The sequence below is a fragment of the Streptomyces sp. NPDC091292 genome, from assembly GCF_044757265.1.
Classification (GTDB): Bacteria; Actinomycetota; Actinomycetes; order Streptomycetales; family Streptomycetaceae; genus Streptomyces.
This window is the reverse complement of the sequence record NZ_JBIVUQ010000002.1, coordinates 442,310-461,510: the sequence shown is the minus strand read 5'-3', so window position 1 is coordinate 461,510 and position 19,201 is coordinate 442,310. Positions and strand designations below refer to the sequence as shown.

Annotated in this window: 16 protein-coding genes and 1 pseudogene; 13 read left to right on the top strand and 4 right to left on the bottom strand. The window is 71.0% G+C overall.

Annotated elements, in window-relative coordinates; all coding sequences use genetic code 11:
• Window positions 1-90 precede the first annotated feature (90 nt).
• Window positions 91-411, top strand: a pseudogene (locus ACIQNU_RS10155) (VanZ family protein); the annotation flags it as partial.
• A gap of 121 nt (window positions 412-532) precedes the next feature.
• On the opposite strand, the gene ACIQNU_RS10150 reads toward ACIQNU_RS10155, so the two are convergent.
• The gene (locus ACIQNU_RS10150) at window positions 533-1,837 is read right to left on the bottom strand and encodes an ROK family protein (protein WP_401363611.1); all 1,305 of its coding nucleotides are present in this window, start codon (window positions 1,835-1,837) and stop codon (window positions 533-535) included.
• Window positions 1,838-1,988: 151 nt separating this feature from the next.
• Here ACIQNU_RS10150 and ACIQNU_RS10145 point away from each other — a divergent pair, with 151 nt between their 5' ends.
• The 10 genes from ACIQNU_RS10145 (at window position 1,989) to ACIQNU_RS10100 (ending at window position 14,143) form a co-directional block, all read left to right on the top strand.
• Complete coding sequence (locus tag ACIQNU_RS10145; protein ID WP_401363609.1) at window positions 1,989-3,302, top strand: ABC transporter substrate-binding protein; 1,314 nt, start codon at window positions 1,989-1,991, stop codon at window positions 3,300-3,302.
• Between the two features lie 10 nt (window positions 3,303-3,312).
• Window positions 3,313-4,323: a carbohydrate ABC transporter permease gene (locus ACIQNU_RS10140; protein ID WP_401363607.1), complete on the top strand. Its 1,011-nt coding sequence runs from the start codon at window positions 3,313-3,315 to the stop codon at window positions 4,321-4,323.
• Window positions 4,324-4,531: 208 nt separating this feature from the next.
• The gene (locus tag ACIQNU_RS10135) at window positions 4,532-5,386 is read left to right on the top strand and encodes a carbohydrate ABC transporter permease (protein ID WP_401363604.1); all 855 of its coding nucleotides are present in this window, start codon (window positions 4,532-4,534) and stop codon (window positions 5,384-5,386) included.
• 20 nt (window positions 5,387-5,406) lie between these two features.
• Window positions 5,407-6,771 carry a GH1 family beta-glucosidase gene (locus ACIQNU_RS10130; RefSeq protein ID WP_401363601.1) on the top strand — a complete coding sequence of 455 codons (1,365 nt, stop codon included), beginning with the start codon at window positions 5,407-5,409 and terminating at the stop codon, window positions 6,769-6,771.
• Window positions 6,772-6,999: 228 nt separating this feature from the next.
• Window positions 7,000-8,262: a lectin gene (locus tag ACIQNU_RS10125; RefSeq protein ID WP_401363598.1), complete on the top strand. Its 1,263-nt coding sequence runs from the start codon at window positions 7,000-7,002 to the stop codon at window positions 8,260-8,262.
• A complete protein-coding gene (locus ACIQNU_RS10120; RefSeq protein WP_401363595.1) occupies window positions 8,244-9,611 on the top strand; it encodes a ricin-type beta-trefoil lectin domain protein in 1,368 nt (455 codons plus the stop codon). The genes ACIQNU_RS10125 and ACIQNU_RS10120 overlap by 19 nt, the downstream gene beginning before the upstream one ends.
• A 117-nt stretch (window positions 9,612-9,728) precedes the next feature.
• Window positions 9,729-11,210 carry a sialate:H+ symport family MFS transporter gene (locus ACIQNU_RS10115; protein WP_401363592.1) on the top strand — a complete coding sequence of 494 codons (1,482 nt, stop codon included), beginning with the start codon at window positions 9,729-9,731 and terminating at the stop codon, window positions 11,208-11,210.
• A gap of 71 nt (window positions 11,211-11,281) precedes the next feature.
• Window positions 11,282-12,076 carry an arylamine N-acetyltransferase gene (locus ACIQNU_RS10110; RefSeq protein ID WP_401363590.1) on the top strand — a complete coding sequence of 265 codons (795 nt, stop codon included), beginning with the start codon at window positions 11,282-11,284 and terminating at the stop codon, window positions 12,074-12,076.
• Window positions 12,073-13,311, top strand: a complete 1,239-nt coding sequence (locus tag ACIQNU_RS10105) for a beta-propeller fold lactonase family protein (RefSeq protein WP_401363587.1) — start codon at window positions 12,073-12,075, stop codon at window positions 13,309-13,311. Before ACIQNU_RS10110 ends, ACIQNU_RS10105 begins: the two co-directional genes overlap by 4 nt.
• A gap of 85 nt (window positions 13,312-13,396) precedes the next feature.
• Window positions 13,397-14,143 (top strand): SAM-dependent methyltransferase, encoded by a 747-nt coding sequence (locus ACIQNU_RS10100; RefSeq protein ID WP_401363584.1) that lies wholly within the window; start codon window positions 13,397-13,399, stop codon window positions 14,141-14,143.
• A gap of 28 nt (window positions 14,144-14,171) precedes the next feature.
• Here ACIQNU_RS10100 and ACIQNU_RS10095 read toward each other — a convergent pair whose 3' ends face one another.
• Window positions 14,172-14,870, bottom strand: a complete 699-nt coding sequence (locus ACIQNU_RS10095; RefSeq protein WP_401363581.1) for a response regulator — start codon at window positions 14,868-14,870, stop codon at window positions 14,172-14,174.
• The gene (locus ACIQNU_RS10090; RefSeq protein ID WP_401363578.1) at window positions 14,867-15,817 is read right to left on the bottom strand and encodes a HAMP domain-containing sensor histidine kinase; all 951 of its coding nucleotides are present in this window, start codon (window positions 15,815-15,817) and stop codon (window positions 14,867-14,869) included. The genes ACIQNU_RS10095 and ACIQNU_RS10090 overlap by 4 nt, the downstream gene beginning before the upstream one ends.
• 228 nt (window positions 15,818-16,045) lie before the next feature.
• On the opposite strand from ACIQNU_RS10090, the gene ACIQNU_RS10085 reads away from it, so the two are divergent.
• Window positions 16,046-16,531, top strand: a complete 486-nt coding sequence (locus ACIQNU_RS10085) for a cation:proton antiporter regulatory subunit (protein ID WP_401364247.1) — start codon at window positions 16,046-16,048, stop codon at window positions 16,529-16,531.
• Window positions 16,532-16,535: 4 nt separating this feature from the next.
• Window positions 16,536-17,843 carry a cation:proton antiporter gene (locus tag ACIQNU_RS10080; protein ID WP_401363576.1) on the top strand — a complete coding sequence of 436 codons (1,308 nt, stop codon included), beginning with the start codon at window positions 16,536-16,538 and terminating at the stop codon, window positions 17,841-17,843.
• An 87-nt stretch (window positions 17,844-17,930) separates the two neighbouring features.
• Here ACIQNU_RS10080 and ACIQNU_RS10075 read toward each other — a convergent pair whose 3' ends face one another.
• Complete coding sequence (locus ACIQNU_RS10075; RefSeq protein ID WP_401363574.1) at window positions 17,931-19,160, bottom strand: hypothetical protein; 1,230 nt, start codon at window positions 19,158-19,160, stop codon at window positions 17,931-17,933.
• Between the last annotated feature and the right edge of the window lie 41 nt (window positions 19,161-19,201).

Genomic DNA, 19,201 nt, shown 5'->3' with positions numbered 1-19,201 from the left:
TCCCGTAAGAGAACTTCCGGACCAGCGGCGAAAGTTGCCGCTTCCGCTCGGTCGGCGCCGGCCTGGGGGCGCGTCGTGACACGCGCCGTGATGGCGGCGCTCGCGTTCGTCGGCCTGGTGGCGTTCTCCGCCGTCCTGGCCAAGCTGACCCTGTCGCCTTCGCCCGCGTCGGTGCCGATGGCCGGGGCGAATCTGCGCCCCGGCCACTCACTGCGCCAGTACGCGGAGGACTACACCTTCCTCTCCGCGTGCAAGCAGATCGGCGGCAACCTCCTCCTCGGGGCGCCCTTCGGGCTGCTGCTGCCGGTGCTGGGCCCTCGGCGGCTGCGCGGGCTGCGGGTCGTGGTGCTCACCGGGGTCGTGATGGTCCTCGTGGAGCTGGCGCAGGGCGCCATCGTCGAGGGCCGGGCCTTCGACGTGGACGACGTCATCCTCAACACGGGCGGCGCCCTGCTCGCGTATCTCCTCCTGGGCCGCCGTATCGCCCACCGCTATCACGCCCTGGCGGACCCGCGCCCGAGCCCCGCCCCCGTCACCGGCGCGCCCGGCCCTCCAGCACCGTCTGCCAGCCCGGCTCGCCGGTCTCCTCGGGGTCCCGGCCGCCTGGCCGGGCGCGTCGCCCGCCGCCTGCGAAGAAGTGGGCGAGCGGCAGGGTCGCGGCGCCGACCGTGACCGCGTCGGGTCCCAGCCGGCCCATCTCGATGCTCACGCGGGCGGCGGGGTGGTGCAGCGAGAAACCCTCGGCGTAGCGGCGTACGGAGTCCAGGATGTGCGGGCCGAGCTGGAGTCCGGCCCAGCCGCCGATGAGGACCCGCTCGGGCGCGAACAGGTTGATCAGGTCCGAGATGCCCGCCCCCAGGTACTCGGCGGTCTCGTCGAGGACGGCGACCGCGACCGGGTCGGGCGCGGTGTCCGGGTCCTGCGGGTGGGCGGCGGCGAGCAGCGCGGTGACACCGCTCTCCTCGTCGCCGTCGTCGGGCAGCCGTCCGCCCGCCTCCCGCCAGCGGGCGAGGAGCGCCTCGGAGCCCGTGTACGCCTCCAGGCAGCCGAGCGCGCCGCAACGGCACCTGCGGCCACGGACGTTGACGGTGAGGTGCCCCCACTCGCCGGGGGTGTCGTGGATCGCGCCGTCGGTGACGATGCAGGCGCCGACGCCGGAGCCGAACAGCACGATGGCGGCGTCCCGGGCGCCGCGTCCGCCGCCGAACCACATCTCGGCCTGGCCGAGCGCGGCGGCGCCGTTGCCGATGAAGAACCCGACGCCCTCGGGCAGTTCGACGGCGTCCCGCAGGAGTGCTTCGAGCGGGACGGCCGGCCAGCCGATGGTCTGCCCGTGCACCACCGCGCCGCCCGGTGCGCTGCGGTCCACGATGCCGGGCACGCCGATGCCGACGCCGAGCAGCGAGTCGGCTCCTACGGCGTTCCCGTCCAGGACGGCGGCGATGCCCGCGCTGATGTGCCGGACGATCAGGTCGACGTCGTAGTCCTGGTGCCCCAACGGCAGTTCCGCGCGGGCGAGTTCGGTGAGGGCGAGGTCGAACAGCTCGACGCGTACCCGGGTCTCGCCGACGTCCACGCCGATGAGCCGGCCGCTGTCGGGCGCGACCCGCAGCAGGGTGCGCGGCCGGCCGCCGTCCGAGTCGACCACGCCGGCCTCCTCCAGGAGTCCGTCGGCCGTCAGCTCCGAGACCACGTTGCTGACGGACCCTGAACTCAGGCCGGTCGCCGGGCCCAGCGCCTGGCGGCTCATCGGCCCGTCGAAATACAACCGTTGCAATACCTCTGAACGGTTGCCCCGGCGCAGGTCACGCACCGTCCGTCTGTTGCGCTCGGCCATGTGGCTCCTTCCCTGCCCGCAACATACCGTTGCGCGGCCTCTTGACGCGACCTTCTCTTGCGCTTTAACTCACGTCCTAAATTAAGCCATGAGGCCGTTCAGGGACTGAACGCAGCCACCCATTGGACACCCCGGAAAGGGGCGGACCACCATGCGCAGATTCCGAGCCGCAGCCGCGGTCCTCACGACCACTGCCCTCGCTGTCGCCGCTACCGGCTGCGGTGGCGGCAGCGACACCGGCGGAGGCAGCAACGACTCCCCCAAGACGCTCACGTACTGGGCCTCCAACCAGGGCCCGAGCATCGAGGCGGACAAGAAGATCCTCACCGCCGAGCTGAAGAAGTTCGAGAAGCAGACCGGAATCAAGGTCAAACTGGAGGTCGTCCCCTGGTCCGACCTGCTCAACCGCATCCTGGCGGCGACCACGTCCGGCCAGGGGCCCGATGTGCTCAACATCGGCAACACCTGGTCCGCCTCGCTCCAGGCGACCGGCGCGCTGCTGCCGTGGGACGCCAAGAACTTCGACAAGATCGGCGGCAAGGACCGGTTCGTGGAGTCCGCGCTCGGCTCGGCGGGCGCCGAGGGGCAGGACCCGTCGGCGGTGCCGCTGTACTCGCTCGCGTACGCGCTCTACTACAACAAGGCGATGTTCGCGGACGCGGGGATCACCGAGCCGCCGGCCACCTGGGACGAGCTGGTCGCGGACGGCAAGAAGATCTCCAAGGACGGCAAGTGGGCGCTCGGCGCCGAGGGTTCGAACCTGTCGAACAACATCCACCAGGCGTTCGCACTGGGCAAGCAGCACGGCGCCGACTTCTTCGACGCGTCGGGCAAGCCCACCTTCACCTCGGACGGCGCGGTCGCGGCGGTCAAGCAGTACGTCGACTTCATGGCCAAGGACAAGATCATCTCGCCCGGGAACGCCGAGTACGCGCAGAACCAGTCGCTGCGTGACTTCGCGCAGGGCAAGACGGCGATGGTGCTGTGGCAGGCGGCGGCGAGCACCTTCGCGGCGCAGGGCATGAAGCCCGACGACTGGGGGGTCGCCCCGGTGCCGGTGCCGAGCGGGACCCCGGGCACCGGACAGAACCTGAACTCGATGGTCGCGGGCATCAACATCGCGGTCTTCAAGAACACCAAGAACCTTGACGGCGCCACCGACTTCGTGAAGTTCATGACGAGCGACGCGGAGCAGAAGCTGCTCAACAAGACCTACGGTTCGATTCCGCCGGTGAAGGCGGCGCAGAGCGATGCCGCGTTCAGCGCCCCCGACACCTCGGTGCTGCGGGACACGCTCGCCAAGAGCGCGGCGCCGCTGCCGCAGGTGGCCAACGAGTCGCAGTTCGAGACGACCGTCGGCACCGCCATCAAGGAGCTGTTCGCCGACGCCGCCGCCGGGCGCCCGGTGACCACGGATTCCGTCAAGAACGCGCTGACCAAGGCGCAGCAGCAGATGCCGAAGTGAGCGGCGGCCGATGACTACCACCGCCGCCGAACAGGAGGCACCGCCGGGCCGTTCACCGCGGCCCGGCGACGGAAAGCCGCGGCCGGCCGGGCGCCGGCCGCGGCTGCCCGGCCGGCTCCGCCGGGTCGGGCTGCCGTACCTGCTGCTGCTCCCCGCCCTGCTCCTGGAACTCCTCATCCATCTGGTGCCGATGGTCATCGGCATCTTCATGAGCTTCAAGGAGCTGACGCAGTTCTACATCCGCGACTGGGGCGCGGCGCCCTGGGCCGGTCTCGACAACTACCGGCTGTCCGTCGACTTCAAGGCCCCGGTGGGCGAGGCGCTGCTGCACTCGTTCTTCGTGACCGTCGCGTTCAGCGTGCTGACGGTGGCCTTCTGCTGGCTGCTCGGCACCGCGGCGGCGATCTTCATGCAGGAGAACTTCCGCGGCCGGGGCCTGCTGCGGGCGGTGTTCCTGACGCCGTACGCGCTGCCGATCTACGCGGCCGTCATCACCTGGGCGTTCATGTTCCAGCGGGACAACGGCCTCATCAACCATGTCCTGCACGACCAGTTGGGGCTGACCGACGAGCGCACGTTCTGGCTCATCGGCGACAACAGCTTCGTCGCGCTGGTCGTGGTCGCGGTGTGGAAGACCTGGCCGTTCGCGTTCCTCATCGTGATGGCCGCGCTCCAGAACATCCCCAAGGACCTGTACGAGGCGGCGTCGATCGACGGTGCCGGGATCTGGCAGCAGATCCGCCGGATCACCCTGCCGTCGCTGCGCCCGGTCAACCAGGTCCTGGTCCTGGTGCTGTTCCTGTGGACGTTCAACGACTTCAACACGCCGTACGTCCTGTTCGGCCGGTCGGCCCCGGAGCCCGCGGACCTGATCTCGATCCATATCTACCAGTCGTCGTTCGTCACCTGGAACTTCGGTACGGGCTCCGCGATGTCGGTGCTCCTGCTGCTGTTCCTGCTCGTGGTGACGGCCGTGTATCTGCTGGTCACGTCGCGCGGAAGGAAGCACGCCGATGTCTAGGGGGTTTCTGATGGATATCCGTGGGAGAAGGAGCGGCGTTCGGTGCGTGCTCTCGGCGTGCCGGGCGGAAGTCCGCGTACTGGGCGTACGCGGGCTTTCGCCCGGTGCGGCGAGAGGGCGTGCCGGGCGTCGCGACGCCGCGGAGATCCATCAGAAGCCCCCTGGCGCCACCAAGCTGCCGGGCGCCCCTGCCGGGCGCCGTTCGGCGGTGCCCAGGTCGCCGAGCGCGCCGCCGGCGTCGTTCGTGTGGGCGCGGCGGGTGTTCCTGACGCTGCTCTCGGGGTTCGTGCTGCTGCCGATCTTCGTGATGGTGACCAGTTCGCTGAAGCCGCTCCAGGACGTGTCGGGCACGTTCCGCTGGATTCCCAGTGGCCTGACCATCCGCCCGTACATCGACATCTGGGACACCGTGCCGCTCGCCCGGTACTTCGTCAACTCGCTGATCGTGGCGGGCGCGGCGACGGTCTGCTCGGTGACGATCGCGGTGTTCGCCGCGTACGCGGTGAGCCGCTACCGGTTCCGCGGCAAGCGGGTCTTCACGGTGACGGTCCTGTCGACGCAGATGTTCCCGGGCATCCTCTTCCTGCTGCCGCTGTTCCTGATCTTCGTCAACATCGGCAACTCGACGGGGATCGCGCTCTACGGCTCGCGCGGCGGGCTCATCCTCACCTATCTGACCTTCTCGCTGCCGTTCTCCATCTGGATGCTCATCGGCTACTTCGACTCGGTGCCCCGCGATCTCGACGAGGCCGCCCTGGTGGACGGCTGCGGGCCGCTCGGGGCGCTGTTCCGGATCGTGGTGCCCGCGGCGATCCCGGGCATCGTCGCGGTCGCCGTGTACGCGTTCATGACCGCGTGGGGCGAGGTGCTCTTCGCATCCGTCATGACCAACGACACCACCCGCACCCTGGCCGTCGGCCTCCAGGGCTATGCCACCCAGAACGACGTGTACTGGAACCAGGTCATGGCCGCCTCGCTCGTGGTGAGCGTGCCGGTGGTCGCCGGATTCCTGCTGCTCCAGCGCTATCTGGTGGCCGGTCTCACCGCCGGAGCCGTCAAGTGAACTCTCCCGAAAGGATTTCCGTGTCCGACCCGATCGACTTCGCCGCCCTGCCGGACGACTTCGCGTGGGGTGTGGCCACCTCGGCCTACCAGATCGAAGGAGCCGTGGCCGAGGACGGCCGGTCGCCCTCCATCTGGGACACCTTCTCGCACACCCCCGGCAAGATCGACAACAACGACACCGGTGACCTCGCCTGCGACCACTACCACCGGTGGCGCGAGGACATCGAGCTGATGAAGCAGCTCGACGTCGACGCCTACCGGTTCTCGATCGCCTGGCCGCGCGTCGTGCCGGGCGGCGAAGGACCCGTCAACGCCAAGGGCCTCGACTTCTACGAGGAGCTGGTGGACACCCTGCTCGCCGCGGGCATCACCCCGTCCGTCACGCTCTACCACTGGGACCTGCCGCAGGTGCTCCAGGACCGCGGCGGCTGGACCGAGCGGGACACCGCCGAGCACCTCGCCGCGTACGCGTCGGCCGTCGCGGAGCGGCTCGGTGACCGGGTCACCCACTGGGCCACCCTCAACGAGCCGCTGTGCTCCGCGTGGATCGGTCATCTGGAGGGCCGGATGGCGCCGGGCCTCACCGATCTCACCGCCGCCGTACAAGCCTCGTACCATCTGCTGCTCGGGCACGGTCTCGCGGCGCAGGCGGTGCGGGCCGCGGTGCCCGACGCCGAGGTGGGCATCGTCAACAACCTCAGCACGGTGGAGCCGGCGACCAAGTCCGATGCCGATGTGCTCGCCGCGCGGCGCATGGACGGGCACACCAACCGCTGGTGGCTGGATCCGGTGCACGGCCGGGGCTTCCCCGAGGACATGCGCGAGGTGTACGGCGTGGACCTCCCGGAGCGGCCCGGTGACGCGGAGACGATCGCACAGCCCCTCGACTGGCTGGGGCTCAACTACTACTTCCCGGCGGTCGTCGCCGACGACCCGGCGGGCCCGGCGCCGTACGCCCGTCAGGTGCGGCGGCTGCACGTCCCGCGCACGGGCATGGACTGGGAGATCGACGCGCACGGCATCGAGCGGCTGCTGCTGCGCCTGACGCACGAGTACGCGCCCCGGCGGCTGTATGTCACCGAGAACGGTTCCGCGTACCCGGACATCGTCCGTCCGGACGGCAGCGTGGACGACCCGGAGCGCACCGAGTATCTGCTCCAGCACGTCGCCGCCTGTGCCCGCGCCGCCCGCAAGGGCGCCCCGCTCGCGGGTTACTTCGCGTGGTCGCTGCTCGACAACTTCGAGTGGGCGTACGGCTATGACAAGCGGTTCGGTCTGGTGCACGTGGACTACGCGACCCAGCGGCGCACGATCAAGGGCAGCGGGCACCGCTACCACGACATCGTGCGCGGCCACCGGCGCCGGCCCCGGCGCGCGGCCTGAACGACCCCCACGGGTCCCCGGGGGCCGCGCGACTGCCGTACGGCCCCCGGGTGTTCAGAACTTTGGTCTGCACCAAGCCCTTGACACCCCCTTACTTCACTTCTTAAATCACGAAGTGAATCAGGCACCTCCCCCGGTGCCGTCCGGCACCCCCCACCTCACTCCTGTACATGTGTCATGCATCTGACATCTGACATATGTACTCCAGTGTTTCCGGAAGGGAGAGTCATGCACTCCCCACGCCCCGCACGGCGCTGGCTGATCGCCGCGCTGTCCGCCCTCGTCGTCGCCCCCGCGCTGGCCGTCCCCGCGTCGGCGGCCCCCGACGACGCCAAGGCGACGGCCGCCGCGCCGATGGCCACGACGTTCTCCGACACCTTCGACGGACCGGCCGGTTCTGCGGTCGACTCCAGCAAGTGGCAGATCGAGACCGGCGACAACGTCAACAACCACGAACGGCAGTACTACACCGCGGGCAACAACAACGCGGCGCTCGACGGGCAGGGCCATCTCGTCATCACCGCCCGCCGGGAGAACCCGCAGAACTACCAGTGCTGGTACGGCCGGTGCGAGTACACCTCGGCCCGGCTGAACACCTCGGGCAAGTTCACCTCGCAGTACGGGCACGTCGAGGCGCGCCTGAAGGTGCCTCGGGGTCAGGGCATGTGGCCGGCGTTCTGGATGCTCGGCAACGACATCGGTCAGGTCGGCTGGCCCAACTCGGGCGAGATCGACATCATGGAGAACGTCGGCTTCGAGCCGTCGACCGTCCATGGCACGCTCCACGGTCCGGGCTACTCGGGCTCCGGCGGCATCGGCGCCGGGTACACCCTGCCGGGCGGCCAGCAGTTCGCGGACGCCTTCCACACCTTCGCCGTCGACTGGGCCCCCGACTCGATCACCTGGTCCGTGGACGGCAATGTCTACCAGCGGCGCACGCCCGCCGATCTGGGCGGCAGGTCCTGGGTGTTCAACAAGCCGTTCTTCATGATCCTCAACCTGGCCGTGGGCGGCTACTGGCCGGGCGACCCCGACGGCAGCACGAGCTTCCCGCAGCAGCTCGTCGTGGACCATGTCACGGTCACCACCGGCGGCACGGCGCCCCCCACCGGCGGCACGATCACCGGACTCGCGGGCAAGTGCGTGGACGTGGCCGCGGCGAACACCGCCAACGGCACCCCCGTACAGCTCTACGACTGCAACGGCACCGCGGCCCAGCAGTGGAGCGTGAACGCCGACGGCACCATCCGCGCCCTCGGCAAGTGCCTCGACGTCGCATCCGGCGGGGTCGCGGACGGCACCAAGGTGCAGCTGTGGGACTGCAACGGTTCGGCGGCCCAGAAGTGGGCGGTCAGCGGCGCCAAGGACATCGTCAACCCACAGGCGAACAAGTGTCTGGACGTCACGGGCAACAACTCCGCCAACGGCACACCGCTGCAGATCTGGACGTGCGGCGGCGGCGCCAACCAGAAATGGACGGTGAACAGTTGAGAGTGCGTCGGATCGTTCTGATGGCCGCGACGGCCGCCCTGACCGTCGGTCTGCTCCAGGCGACACCCGCCACGGCGGCCACCGGCCAGATCACCGGCATCGGCGGCAAGTGCGTCGATGTCGCGGCGGCGGGCACCGCCAACGGCAGCGCCGTCCAGATCTACGACTGCAACGGCACCGCCGCGCAGCAGTGGAACGTCGTCGGCGACGGCACCGTCCGCGCGCTGGGCAAGTGCCTGGACGTGGCGAGCGGCGGCACGGCGAACGGCACCCTCGTCCAACTGTGGGACTGCAACGGGTCCGCCGCCCAGCAGTGGACGGTCACCGCCGCGAACGACATCGTCAACCCGCAGGCGAACAAGTGCCTGGACGCCACCGGCAACAGCTCCGCCAACGGCACCCGGCTGCAGATCTGGAGCTGCACGGGCGCCGCCAACCAGAAGTGGACCGCGCCCGGCTCCGGCGGCCCCGCGCCGTCAGGGCCGATGGCGGTGGCCCCGTACCTCTACAACGGGTGGGGCAGTCCGCCGAGTCCGACGACGGTGATGAACGCGACCGGCGTCAAGTGGTTCACGCTCGCCTTCGTCCTCAGCAACGGCTACTGCAACCCCCAGTGGGACGGCAGCCGCCCGCTCACCGGGGGCGTCGACCAGCAGACCGTGAACACCGTGCGCGGCGCGGGCGGCGACATCATCCCGTCGTTCGGCGGCTGGAGCGGCAACAAGCTGGAGAGTTCCTGCGGCTCCGCGGGCGAACTCGCCGCCGCCTACCAGAAGGTGATCAACGCGTACGGGCTGAAGGCCATCGACATCGACATCGAGGCCGACGCGTACAACAGCCCGACGGTCCAGCAGCGGACCGTGGACGCGCTGAAGACCGTCAAGGCCGCGAACCCGGGCATCAAGATCTACGTCACCTTCGGCTCGGGGCAGAACGGCCCGGACAACAGCCTCGTCAACCGGGCCGCCGCGTCGGGGCTCACCGTGGACAGCTGGACGATCATGCCGTTCAACTTCGGCGGCGCGGGCCAGAACATGGGCACGCTCACCGTGCGGGCTGCCGAGGGCCTGAAGAACACGGTCAAGAGCGCCTACGGATACTCGGACGACGAGGCGTACCGGCACTCCGGGATCTCGTCGATGAACGGCATCACGGACAACAGTGAGACCGTCACCGTCGCCGACTTCCGGACCATCCTCGCCTACGCCCAGCAGCACCACCTGGCCCGGCTGACCTTCTGGTCGGTCAACCGGGACCGGCCGTGCACGGGTGGCGGGGCCGACACCTGCTCGGGGGTGAGCCAGCAGCCCTGGGACTTCACCAGGGTGTTCGCGCAGTACACGGGCTGAGCCCGGACCACCGCGGTACGGGGGCGCCCCGGGCCTGATCGCCCAGGCCCGGGGCGCCCTCCCGTGCGCCGGGCGTCCCGCCAGGGTCTGATGGATGCCCGGAACCCTGGAGTCGCCGTGCAGCAGACCGCGTCATCCCCGCTCCCCTGGTACCGCGAGGTGGGCCGTGCCCGCTGGAAGGCGTTCTTCGCCGCCTGGATCGGCTATGTCCTCGACGGTTTCGACTTCGTCCTGATCACCCTGGTGCTGACCGAGATCAGCTCCGAGTTCGGCCTGAGTACCGTGCAGGCGGCGAGCCTGATCTCGGGCGCGTTCATCACGCGCTGGCTCGGCGGGGCCGTCCTCGGCGCGATCGGCGACCGCTACGGCCGCAAGCTGTCGATGGTGCTGAGCATCCTGCTGTACTCGGTCGGCACCTTCGCCTGCGGGTTCGCCTGGGACTGGACCAGTCTGTTCGTCGCCCGGCTCGCGATCGGCATGGGCATGGCCGGCGAGTACGGCGCCAGTGCCACGTATGTGATGGAGAGCTGGCCCGCGCGGCTGCGGAACCGGGCGAGTGGGTTCCTGATCTCCGGGTTCTCGGTCGGTTCGGTGCTCGCCGCCCAGGTCTACCAGTGGGTCGTGCCGACGCTCGGCTGGCGCTGGATGTTCTACATCGGCCTGGTGCCGATCGTGATCGCCCTGTGGATGCGGCGGGCGCTGCCGGAGGCGCAGGAGTGGAGCGAGTCGGTCGGTGCGTCGGACGACCGGCCGAACCCGTTCGGCCCGCTGTTCGCTACCCGCGCGCGGGCCGCGTTCAACGTCGCCGTGGCCGTGGTCGCGACCGTGTCCCTCTTCGTGGTGTTCACCCCGGTCGGCGACGGTCTGGTGCCGGCCCTGTCGGTCCTGGCGGGGCTGGCGCTGTTCGCGTTCGCCGTGCAGTTGGGCGGGCGGCGCGGATGGCCGCTGTACTGCGCGATGATCGTGACGATCTTCTTCGCGTTCCTGTACTCGTGGCCCATCCAGGCACTGCTGCCGACGTATCTGAAGAGCGAGTTGGGCTACTCGCCGGGGCAGGTCACCGACGCCCTGTACTTCGCCGGGTTCGGCACGATGGCCGGGTGCTGGCTCGCCGGGTTCACCGGCGACCGGATCGGCACCCGCAAGGCGTACGCGGGCACGCTCCTCGCCTCGCTCGCCTTCGTGTTCCCGGTGTTCGCGGTCAAGGACAACCTGCCGCTCCTCGGGGTGCTCCTCTTCCTGCTCCAGGCGACCAGCTTCGGCATCTCGGGGCTGCTCCCCCGCTACATCGGCGGACACTTCCCCACCGGGAGCCGCGCCGCCGCCCTCGGCTTCACGTACAACGTCGGCGCGCTCGGCGGCGCCGTCGCCCCGGTGCTCGGCGCGCATCTGGCGTCCGGCATGGACCTGGGCCGCGCGCTGGCCGTGCTCACCTTCGCCGGCACCGTGATCGTGGTGCTGCTCGTCGGCTTCGACGTACCGGGTCGCCTCGGCCGGCTGACGGACCCGGACGCCGTGTCCGACCATCTCGCCGAGCCGCGGGCGAAGGCGGGGACCGAGGTGGGGGCCACGGTGAGGGCGCGGGAGTGGGGGCCGTGATTCCCCGGGGCCGGGGCGTCCCGGTCCACCGGCCGTGGCCACCGCCCTCCCCTCCGGTCCAGACTGGGCGCATGCAGTCCTCACAGATCGACGCCTATCTGCGGCGCATCGGCGCCGAGCGCCCCACGGCCCCGACCGCGACCGCCCTGCGCACGCTGCAGCACGCGCATCTGTGGACGGTCCCGTTCGAGAACCTTTCGGTCCATTTCCGCGAGGAGATCGTGCTCGCGGAAGATGCCCTGGTCGCGAAGGTCGTGGACGCCCGGCGCGGCGGCTTCTGCTACGAACTGAACGGCGCCTTCGGGGCCCTCCTCACCGCACTCGGCTTCGAGGTGACGCTGCTCCAGGCCCGCGTGTACGGCGACGGGCGGCCCGGTATCCCGTACGACCACCTGACGCTGCTCGTGGAGTCGGACGACGGGGAGCGGTGGCTTTCGGACGTCGGGTTCGGCGGGCTGAGCGACCGTCCGCTGGCGTTCGACGACCGGGACGACCAGGCCGACCCCGGCGGCACGTTCCGGCTCGCCGAGGCCGCCGGCGGTGATCTCGACGTCCTCAAGGACGGGCGGCCCGCCTACCTCCTGGACCTGCGCCCGCGCGCGCTGCGGGACTTCGAGGCCGGGGCCTGGTACCACCGCACCCACCCCGCCTCGCACTTCACCCGCTCCCTGGTGTGCTCGATCCCGACCGACGACGGCCGGATCACCCTGAGCGGACGCACCCTGACGACGACGGTCGGCGGCGAGAAGCACACGACGGAGCTGGCGGACGACGCCGAGGTACTGGCCGCGTACGCCAAGCACTTCGGGATGCGCCTCGACCGGGTGCCACCCGTGCCGCACGCGGACGAGCGGGGACCGGCATGAGCAGGGACACGACAGCGGACACGACGGACGCGCGGGCGGGTCAGGGTCCGAACCGGCGCCGGTTCCTGGGCGGCGCACTCGCCACGGCGGTCGGCGCGGTGGCCGTCCCGTCGGCCACGGGCTGCGCGGCGGCCACGGACCCCGGGCCCGCCACCGGACGCGCGGTCGCCCGCACCACCGCCCCGGACCGCGCCGACACGGCCCGCCCGCTGTTCATCGGTACGTACACCTCGGCCGAGGGCGGCGGCAAGGGCATCCGGCTCGCGACGTACGACGACACCACGGGCCGCACCACCGGCACCGGGACACTGACCGGCGTACCCGACCCGTCGTATCTCGCGGTGCATCCCTCAGGCGGCGCGCTGTACGCCGTGGACGAGCGGGCCGACGGCGCGGTCACCGCGGTCCGGCTGCCGAAGGACGGGCCGCCGGAGGTCATCGGCGCGCGCCCGACGGGCGGCGCCGGGCCCTGCCATCTTTCCGTCCATCCCGGTGGCCGCTGGCTGCTCAGCGCGAACTACACGTCCGGCAGCGTCGCCGTCCACCCCATCGACGGCTCCCTCGCCCTGGGTGAGCGCACGGATCTCGTCACGCACTCCAGCCCGCCGCCGGGTCCCGGCCAGAGCGGGCCGCACGCCCACCAGATCGTCACCAGCCCCGACGGCCGCCACGTGCTCGCCGTGGACCTCGGCACCGACACCGTGTACACGTACCGGCTCGACACCGATGCGGGCACGCTGTCCGCCGTGGCGCAGGCCCGGTTCCGGGCGGGCGCCGGGCCGCGCCATCTCACGTTCCATCCGTCGGGCCGGTTCGCGTATGTCGCGTGCGAGGTCGACAACACGGCCGTCGTCTGCGCCTACGACCCGTCGACCGGGCGGCTCGCGCCCGGCGAACCCCAGTCCACCGGCACGGGTTCGGGTACCAGCTATCCGGCGCAGATCCTCGTCACGGCCGGCGGCACCTTCGCCTATCTCGCGAACCGGGGCCACAACAGCCTCACCCGGTACGCCGTCGAGGGGGACGGGGCGCGGCTGAGGCTGCTGGACACGGTGCCCGTCGGCGGGGACTTCCCGCGCCAGATCGCGTTCTCGCCCTCGGGGCGGCTGCTGTTCGCGGCGAACCAGCGGTCGGGGACCGTGAGCGTCTTCCAGGTCGACGCGGACAGCGGTGCACTCCGGCTCACCGGCGACACGTTCGCATCCCCGGTCGCGGTGTGCGCGCTGCCGCTGTGACCTGCGCCGCCGTGCCCGTACCGGCGTCGGCGGTGCGCCGGAAAACACGGTGCGGAGCCGCGCCGCGCGGTGCGAGGCTGCGCGGATGGACCGTGAACTGATCTCCCGTATCGCCCACACCGACCACCCGATCGCGGCGCCGGTCGACGACGACGCCGTACGCACCCTCCTGGAGCGGGGACTTCCGCGCGCGGACGCGCGCGTGCTCGATCTGGGGTGCGGCGGGGGTGAGTGGCTGCTGCGGGTCCTCCAGGCGTGTCCCGGGGCGCGGGCCGAAGGTGTCGACCTGTCGGAACGCGCCCTGGAGCACGCCCGGAAGGCGGCGGACGGTCTCGGTGTCGCCGACCGGCTGACGCTGCACCACGCGGACGCCGCCGCGTTCCGCGCCCCGCACGCCTTCGACCTGGTGCTCAGCGTCGGCGCGGCGCACGCCTTCGGCGGCCTGCTGCCGACGCTGGAGGCCGCGCGCCCCCATCTCGCGCCCAGCGGCCATGTCCTGGTCGGCGACGGCATCTGGGAGGCCGATCCGGCGCCGGAGGCGGTCGAGATGCTGGGCGACTTCGCCGATCTCGCGACCACCATGGACCGGGTCGTCGGCGCGGGCTGGACCCCGGTGCACGGACATGTGAGTTCGCGGCGCGAACTGGACGCGTACGAGTGGGCGTGGACCGGATCCCTGGCGGCGTGGGCACTGGACCACCCGGAGGACCCGGACAGCGCGCAGGCCCTCGCCGCGGCGGCGGCGCACCGCGACGAGTGGCTGAGGGTCTACCGGGACACCTTCGGCTTCCTCACCCTGATCCTGCGCGACACGGCCACGGCGAACGATTGACGGCCGACGGCGACGGCTACGGCTACGGCTACGGCTCGATCAACCCCGCGCGGATCGCGTACCGGGTCAGCTCCAGGCGGTCCTTCAGGCCGAGCTTCTGGAGGAGGTTGGCCCGGTGGCGTTCGACCGTCTTCACGCTGATCACGAGGATGTCGGCGATCTCCTTCGAGGTGTGTCCCTCGGCGACGAGTTTGAGGATCTCCTCCTCGCGGTCCGTGATCGCGCGCGCGGGCAGCCGTTCGCCCTGGCGGACCCGGTCGAGGTAGCTGCGGACCAGGGCCGTGACCGCGCCGGGGTGGATGAACGGTTCGTCCCGCATCGCGGCCCGGCACGCCTCGACCAGGTCGCGGTCGGCGACGGACTTCATCACATAGCCGCTCGCGCCGACCTTGAGCGCCTCGAAGAAGTACTGCTCGTTGTCGTACATCGTCAGGAACAGAATCCGCAGGTCGGGCAGGCGGCGGGTGAGTTCGCGGGCGGCCTGGAGGCCGGTCATGCGGGGCATGCCGATGTCGAGGATCGCGAGGTCCACGTCGATGGTGCGGGCCTTCGCGACCGCCTCGGCGCCGTCGCCGGCCTCGGCGACCACCGCCAGATCCGGCTCGCCGTCGAGGATGAGGCGTACGCCGCGGCGGACGAGGGCGTGGTCGTCGGCGAGGAGTATCCGGGTCGCCGGGCGCGGCCGGTACGGCGGGGTACCGGGACCTGGTGGCCGCTGCTCGCTCATCGGTCCGCTCCGTCCCGTACCGCGGCCCGCAGCACCACTTCGGTGCCGCCGCTCCCCACCGGGGCGACCGTGAGGGCCGCGCCGATCAGCAGGGCGCGTTCCCGCATGCCCCGGATCCCGGCGCCTTCAGGCGCGTCCCCGATGCCCTTGCCGTCGTCGCGTACCCGCAGCTCCACCGTGCCCGCCGTCTCGTCCAGGGCAAGCGTGACCCGGTCGGCCGCCGCGTGCCGTGCCGTGTTGGTGAGGGCTTCCTGCGCGACCCGGTAGAGGACGAGTTCCGTCTCGTCGTCCAGGGCGGACAGATCTCCCCCGAAGTGCGGGCGCACCCGCACGCCGTGCGTGGTGAACTCGGCGGCCAGCGCCCGCAACGCGCTGACCAGGCCGAGTTCGTCGAGGACGCCGGGCCGCAGCCGGCGGGCGATGCGGCGGATCTCGTCGAGGCTGCCACGGGTGGCCTCCTGGGCGAGGGCGACCTCCTCGCGCAGGTCCCCGGGCGCCCGGTCGGCGACGCGGCGCAGTTGGAGGAGGACCGCGGTGAGGGTCTGCCCGACCTCGTCGTGGAGTTCCTGCGCGATGCGCTGCCGCTCGGCCTCCTGGGCGGACAGCACGCGCGCGGTACTGCAGGCCCGGTCGTGTTCGAGCCGGTCGAGCATGGTGTTGTACGTCGTGATGAGGTCGGCCATCTCCTGGGGTCCCGTGACCTCGGGGCGGCGGCCGGGGCGCAGCAGGTCGGCGGTGGTCATGGCGCGGCTGAGGCGTTGCAGCGGTGCCAGGCCGATCCGCAGGACGAAGGCGCTGACGACGAGCATCAGCGCGAGTCCCACGACGACGGCGAGGGCTTCACCGGGCAGCACCGGCGTCGACACGGTGACGGGTCCCAGCAGCAGAGTCGCGGCGACGACCAGCACGGCGGCATTCAGCAGGAAGATCCGCCAGAACAGCGACACGCTCCCGATACCCTTTCCCTTGCGCCCCCCGTGACCTGCGCCGCGGACCTCTCCAACCTGCGAGCCGACCCGCGACGCGGACTTCTCCCCGGTCAGTGTGGACCGCCGCACGCGGTGCCGTCCATCCGTGCTGACACCCATGTCACCGGTGCGGGCGCAGGTGGCAGCATGTCGCCTTTGCGGGACATCCACGATGAGAACGACGAGAACTTCGAGGGGGGACAGGCTGTGCCTGCTCCACGGATGCGTACGACGCCCCTGCCCGGGATCGGCGTGAAATACGACCTGACCACGCGCGAGCAGCGCCATCTGTCGGTGGTCGCACACCGCGACGGCGCCCGGACGGTGAGTGTGTACCGGACCGACGACCCGGACGAGTGCGCGCAATCGCTGCGGCTGACGGGTGCCGAGAGCGCGTCCCTCATCGACGCGCTGATGCCGTCGCACCACAGCGCGAATCTGCTGCACACCACCGATCTGGGGCTGGTCGCCGAACGCATCGAGCTGTCCGCCACCTCGTACTGGAACGGCCGGGTGCTCGGCGAGTCGAGGATCCGTACGGACACGGGCGCGTCCATCGTGGCCGTGCTGCGGCGCTCGGGTGCCGTGCCGTCGCCGACCCCCGACTTCCGCCTCGGCGGCGGGGACACGCTCATCGTCATCGGGACCCGTGAGGGTGTCGAGGCCGCCGCTGCGATTCTGGGTCGGGAGTGAGAGCGTGCACTCTGCCGTTCTGTTGATCGAATTCGGTGCCATCATTCTGGCCCTGGGCCTGCTGGGGCGGATAGCCGGCCGGCTCCAGTTCTCCCCCATTCCGCTGTATCTGCTGGCCGGGCTGGCGTTCGGCGAGGGCGGGCTGCTGCCGCTCGGCGCGAGCGAGGAGTTCGTGGCGACGGGCGCCGAGATCGGGGTGATCCTGCTCCTGTTGATGCTGGGCCTCGAATACACGGCCACCGATCTCGTCTCCAATCTGAAGACGCACTATCCGGCGGGCGCCGTCGACTTCGCGTTCAACGCGCTGCCGGGTGCGGTCGCGGCGCTGCTGCTCGGCTGGGGCCCGGTGGCCGCCGTCGTCCTGGCGGGCGTCACCTGGATCTCGTCGTCGGGAGTGATCGCGAAGGTCCTGAACGACCTGGGCCGGGTGGGCAACCGTGAGACACCGGTGATCCTCAGCGTCCTGGTCCTGGAAGACCTCGCGATGGCGGTCTATCTGCCCATCATCACCGCGCTGGTGGCCGGGGTGTCCCTCGCCGCGGGCAGTGTGACCCTCGCCATCGCGCTCGGCGCGGCGGGCCTGGTGCTGTTCGTCGCGGTCCGCTACGGCCGGGTGATCTCACGGTTCGTGTCCAGCGACGACCCGGAGAAGCTGCTTCTGGTGGTGCTCGGGCTGACGATCCTGGTGGCGGGCCTGGCCCAGCAGCTCCAGGTGTCGGCGGCGGTCGGCGCGTTCCTCGTCGGTATCGCCCTGTCGGGCGAGGTGGCCGAGGGCGCCCATACGCTGCTGAGTCCGCTGCGGGACCTGTTCGCCGCGGTGTTCTTCGTGTTCTTCGGGCTGCACACCGATCCGGCGAGCATTCCGCCGGTGCTGCTGCCCGCGCTCGCGCTGGCCGTGGTCACCGCCCTCACGAAGATCGCGACGGGCTACTGGGCGGCGCGGCGCGCCGGGGTCGGCGCCAAGGGGCGCTGGCGTGCGGGCGGCACGCTGGTGGCGCGCGGTGAGTTCTCCATCGTCATCGCGGGCCTGGCGGTCGCGGCCGGGATCGAGCCGTCGCTCGGCCCGCTGGCCACCGCCTATGTGCTGATCCTGGTGATCCTCGGACCGCTGACGGCCCGTTACACGGAGCCGATCGCCGCCCGCGTCACGGCCCGTGTCCGGGCCCGCAGGCCGCAGGGCGCGGGCCGCGAGAAGACCGCGGGCACGGAGCGGGGTGACGCCGCAGACCCGGGTGATCCAGCGCGGGCTCCTGAGCAGGCCGGGCCCGCCGATCTGGCCGAACCGGCAGCGCCCTCGTCGGCGCGCGACTGACGCGGACGACCATGACGGCCGCCCCCTCGCGGGCGGCGTGGGGCCGCGACCCGTACATGGCCGGGTCGCGGCCTTCTCCGTGGCGGGTCAGGCGAGGAAGGTCTTCCAGCCGCCGGGGGGTCGCTGTCCGACCTCCAGGGTGCGCAGTTTGGCGAGGACCGCCTTGTCCTGGGCGTCGAGCCAGTCCACGAACTGCCGGAAGGAGACGAGGCGCACCTCCTTGCGGTCGGCGAACCGCTTCAGGGCCTCCTCGACGGCGTCCATGTAGATCCCGCCGTTCCATTCCTCGAAGTGGTTCCCGATGAAGTACGGCGCCCGGTTCGACTCATAGGCCCGTTCGAAACCGGCGAGATACGACTCGGTGGCCTGCGTCTTCCAGGCCGGGTAGTTGTACGAGGGTGCCTTCGTGGAGTTCTTCGACTGGTTGGCGAGGATGTTGTAGTCCATCGACAGGACCTCGAAGCTGTGGCCGGGGAACGGGATGCCCTGCAACGGCAGGTCCCACAGCCCTTCCTTCTTCTCCGGCCAGCGCTGCACACCGCCGGGCGACGAGGCGTCGTAGCGCCAGCCGAGTTTGCGGGCCATCGGGAGCAGGTTGTCCTGGCCGAGCAGGCAGGGGGTGCGTCCGCCGATGAGTTCGGCGTCGTAGTCGAAGGGCAGCGGCTCCTGGCGGCGCCAACCCGTGTTCGTACGCCAGGTCTTGATGAACGACCGGGCCTGCTCGATCTCCTTGCCCCACTGCGCGGGCGTCCAGTGCGCGACCGAGCCGCTGCCGCCGCAGAAGTGCCCGTTGAAATGTGTCCCGATCTCGTGGCCGTCGAGCCAGGCCTGACGCACGTACTTCAGGGTCTCCTTGACGTGTCCGTCGGTGAGGTAGCCGATGTCGGAGGCGCCCACGGGGTTGTTCGGCGGGTGGTAGAGGCGCTTCTTCGACTCGGGCAGCAGATACACACCCGACAGGAAGAAGGTCATGTGGGCGTTGTGCTGCTCGGCGAGCTGGAGGAAGCGCGGGAAGAGGCCGTTGCCGACCTCGCCCGCGCCGTCCCAGGAGAACACCACGAACTGGGGCGGGGTCTGGCCGCGTTCGAGCCGGGCGGGCGGGCCGGGCTGTCCGGGCTGTTTGCCGGTGAACGCGGTCGAGCCGTCGCCGATCAGCCGGGGCGCCACCTTCGGCCCCTCCTTCGCCTGCTGCCGTGCCCGCTCGGCGGCGGAGGGGTCGCCCTCGACGTCGGTTCCGCATCCCGTGAGTCCTGCCGCGGCACCCAGGCCGAGTCCCAGCCCCAGTCCGACCGCGCTTCGGCGGCTGATCTCGCTCATCGGCATCCCAACCCGCGCCCGTGAGGGGCACGTTGCGTGTC

Coding starts and splice junctions, on each gene's coding strand:
- ACIQNU_RS10100 (WP_401363584.1), top strand. CDS start 13,397: ATGGACCGTGAACTGATCTCCCGTATCGCCCACACCGACCACCCGATC.
- ACIQNU_RS10140 (WP_401363607.1), top strand. CDS start 3,313: ATGACTACCACCGCCGCCGAACAGGAGGCACCGCCGGGCCGTTCACCG.
- ACIQNU_RS10110 (WP_401363590.1), top strand. CDS start 11,282: ATGCAGTCCTCACAGATCGACGCCTATCTGCGGCGCATCGGCGCCGAG.
- ACIQNU_RS10075 (WP_401363574.1), bottom strand. CDS start 19,160: ATGAGCGAGATCAGCCGCCGAAGCGCGGTCGGACTGGGGCTGGGACTC.
- ACIQNU_RS10145 (WP_401363609.1), top strand. CDS start 1,989: ATGCGCAGATTCCGAGCCGCAGCCGCGGTCCTCACGACCACTGCCCTC.
- ACIQNU_RS10120 (WP_401363595.1), top strand. CDS start 8,244: ATGGACGGTGAACAGTTGAGAGTGCGTCGGATCGTTCTGATGGCCGCG.
- ACIQNU_RS10125 (WP_401363598.1), top strand. CDS start 7,000: ATGCACTCCCCACGCCCCGCACGGCGCTGGCTGATCGCCGCGCTGTCC.
- ACIQNU_RS10150 (WP_401363611.1), bottom strand. CDS start 1,837: ATGGCCGAGCGCAACAGACGGACGGTGCGTGACCTGCGCCGGGGCAAC.
- ACIQNU_RS10105 (WP_401363587.1), top strand. CDS start 12,073: ATGAGCAGGGACACGACAGCGGACACGACGGACGCGCGGGCGGGTCAG.
- ACIQNU_RS10095 (WP_401363581.1), bottom strand. CDS start 14,870: ATGAGCGAGCAGCGGCCACCAGGTCCCGGTACCCCGCCGTACCGGCCG.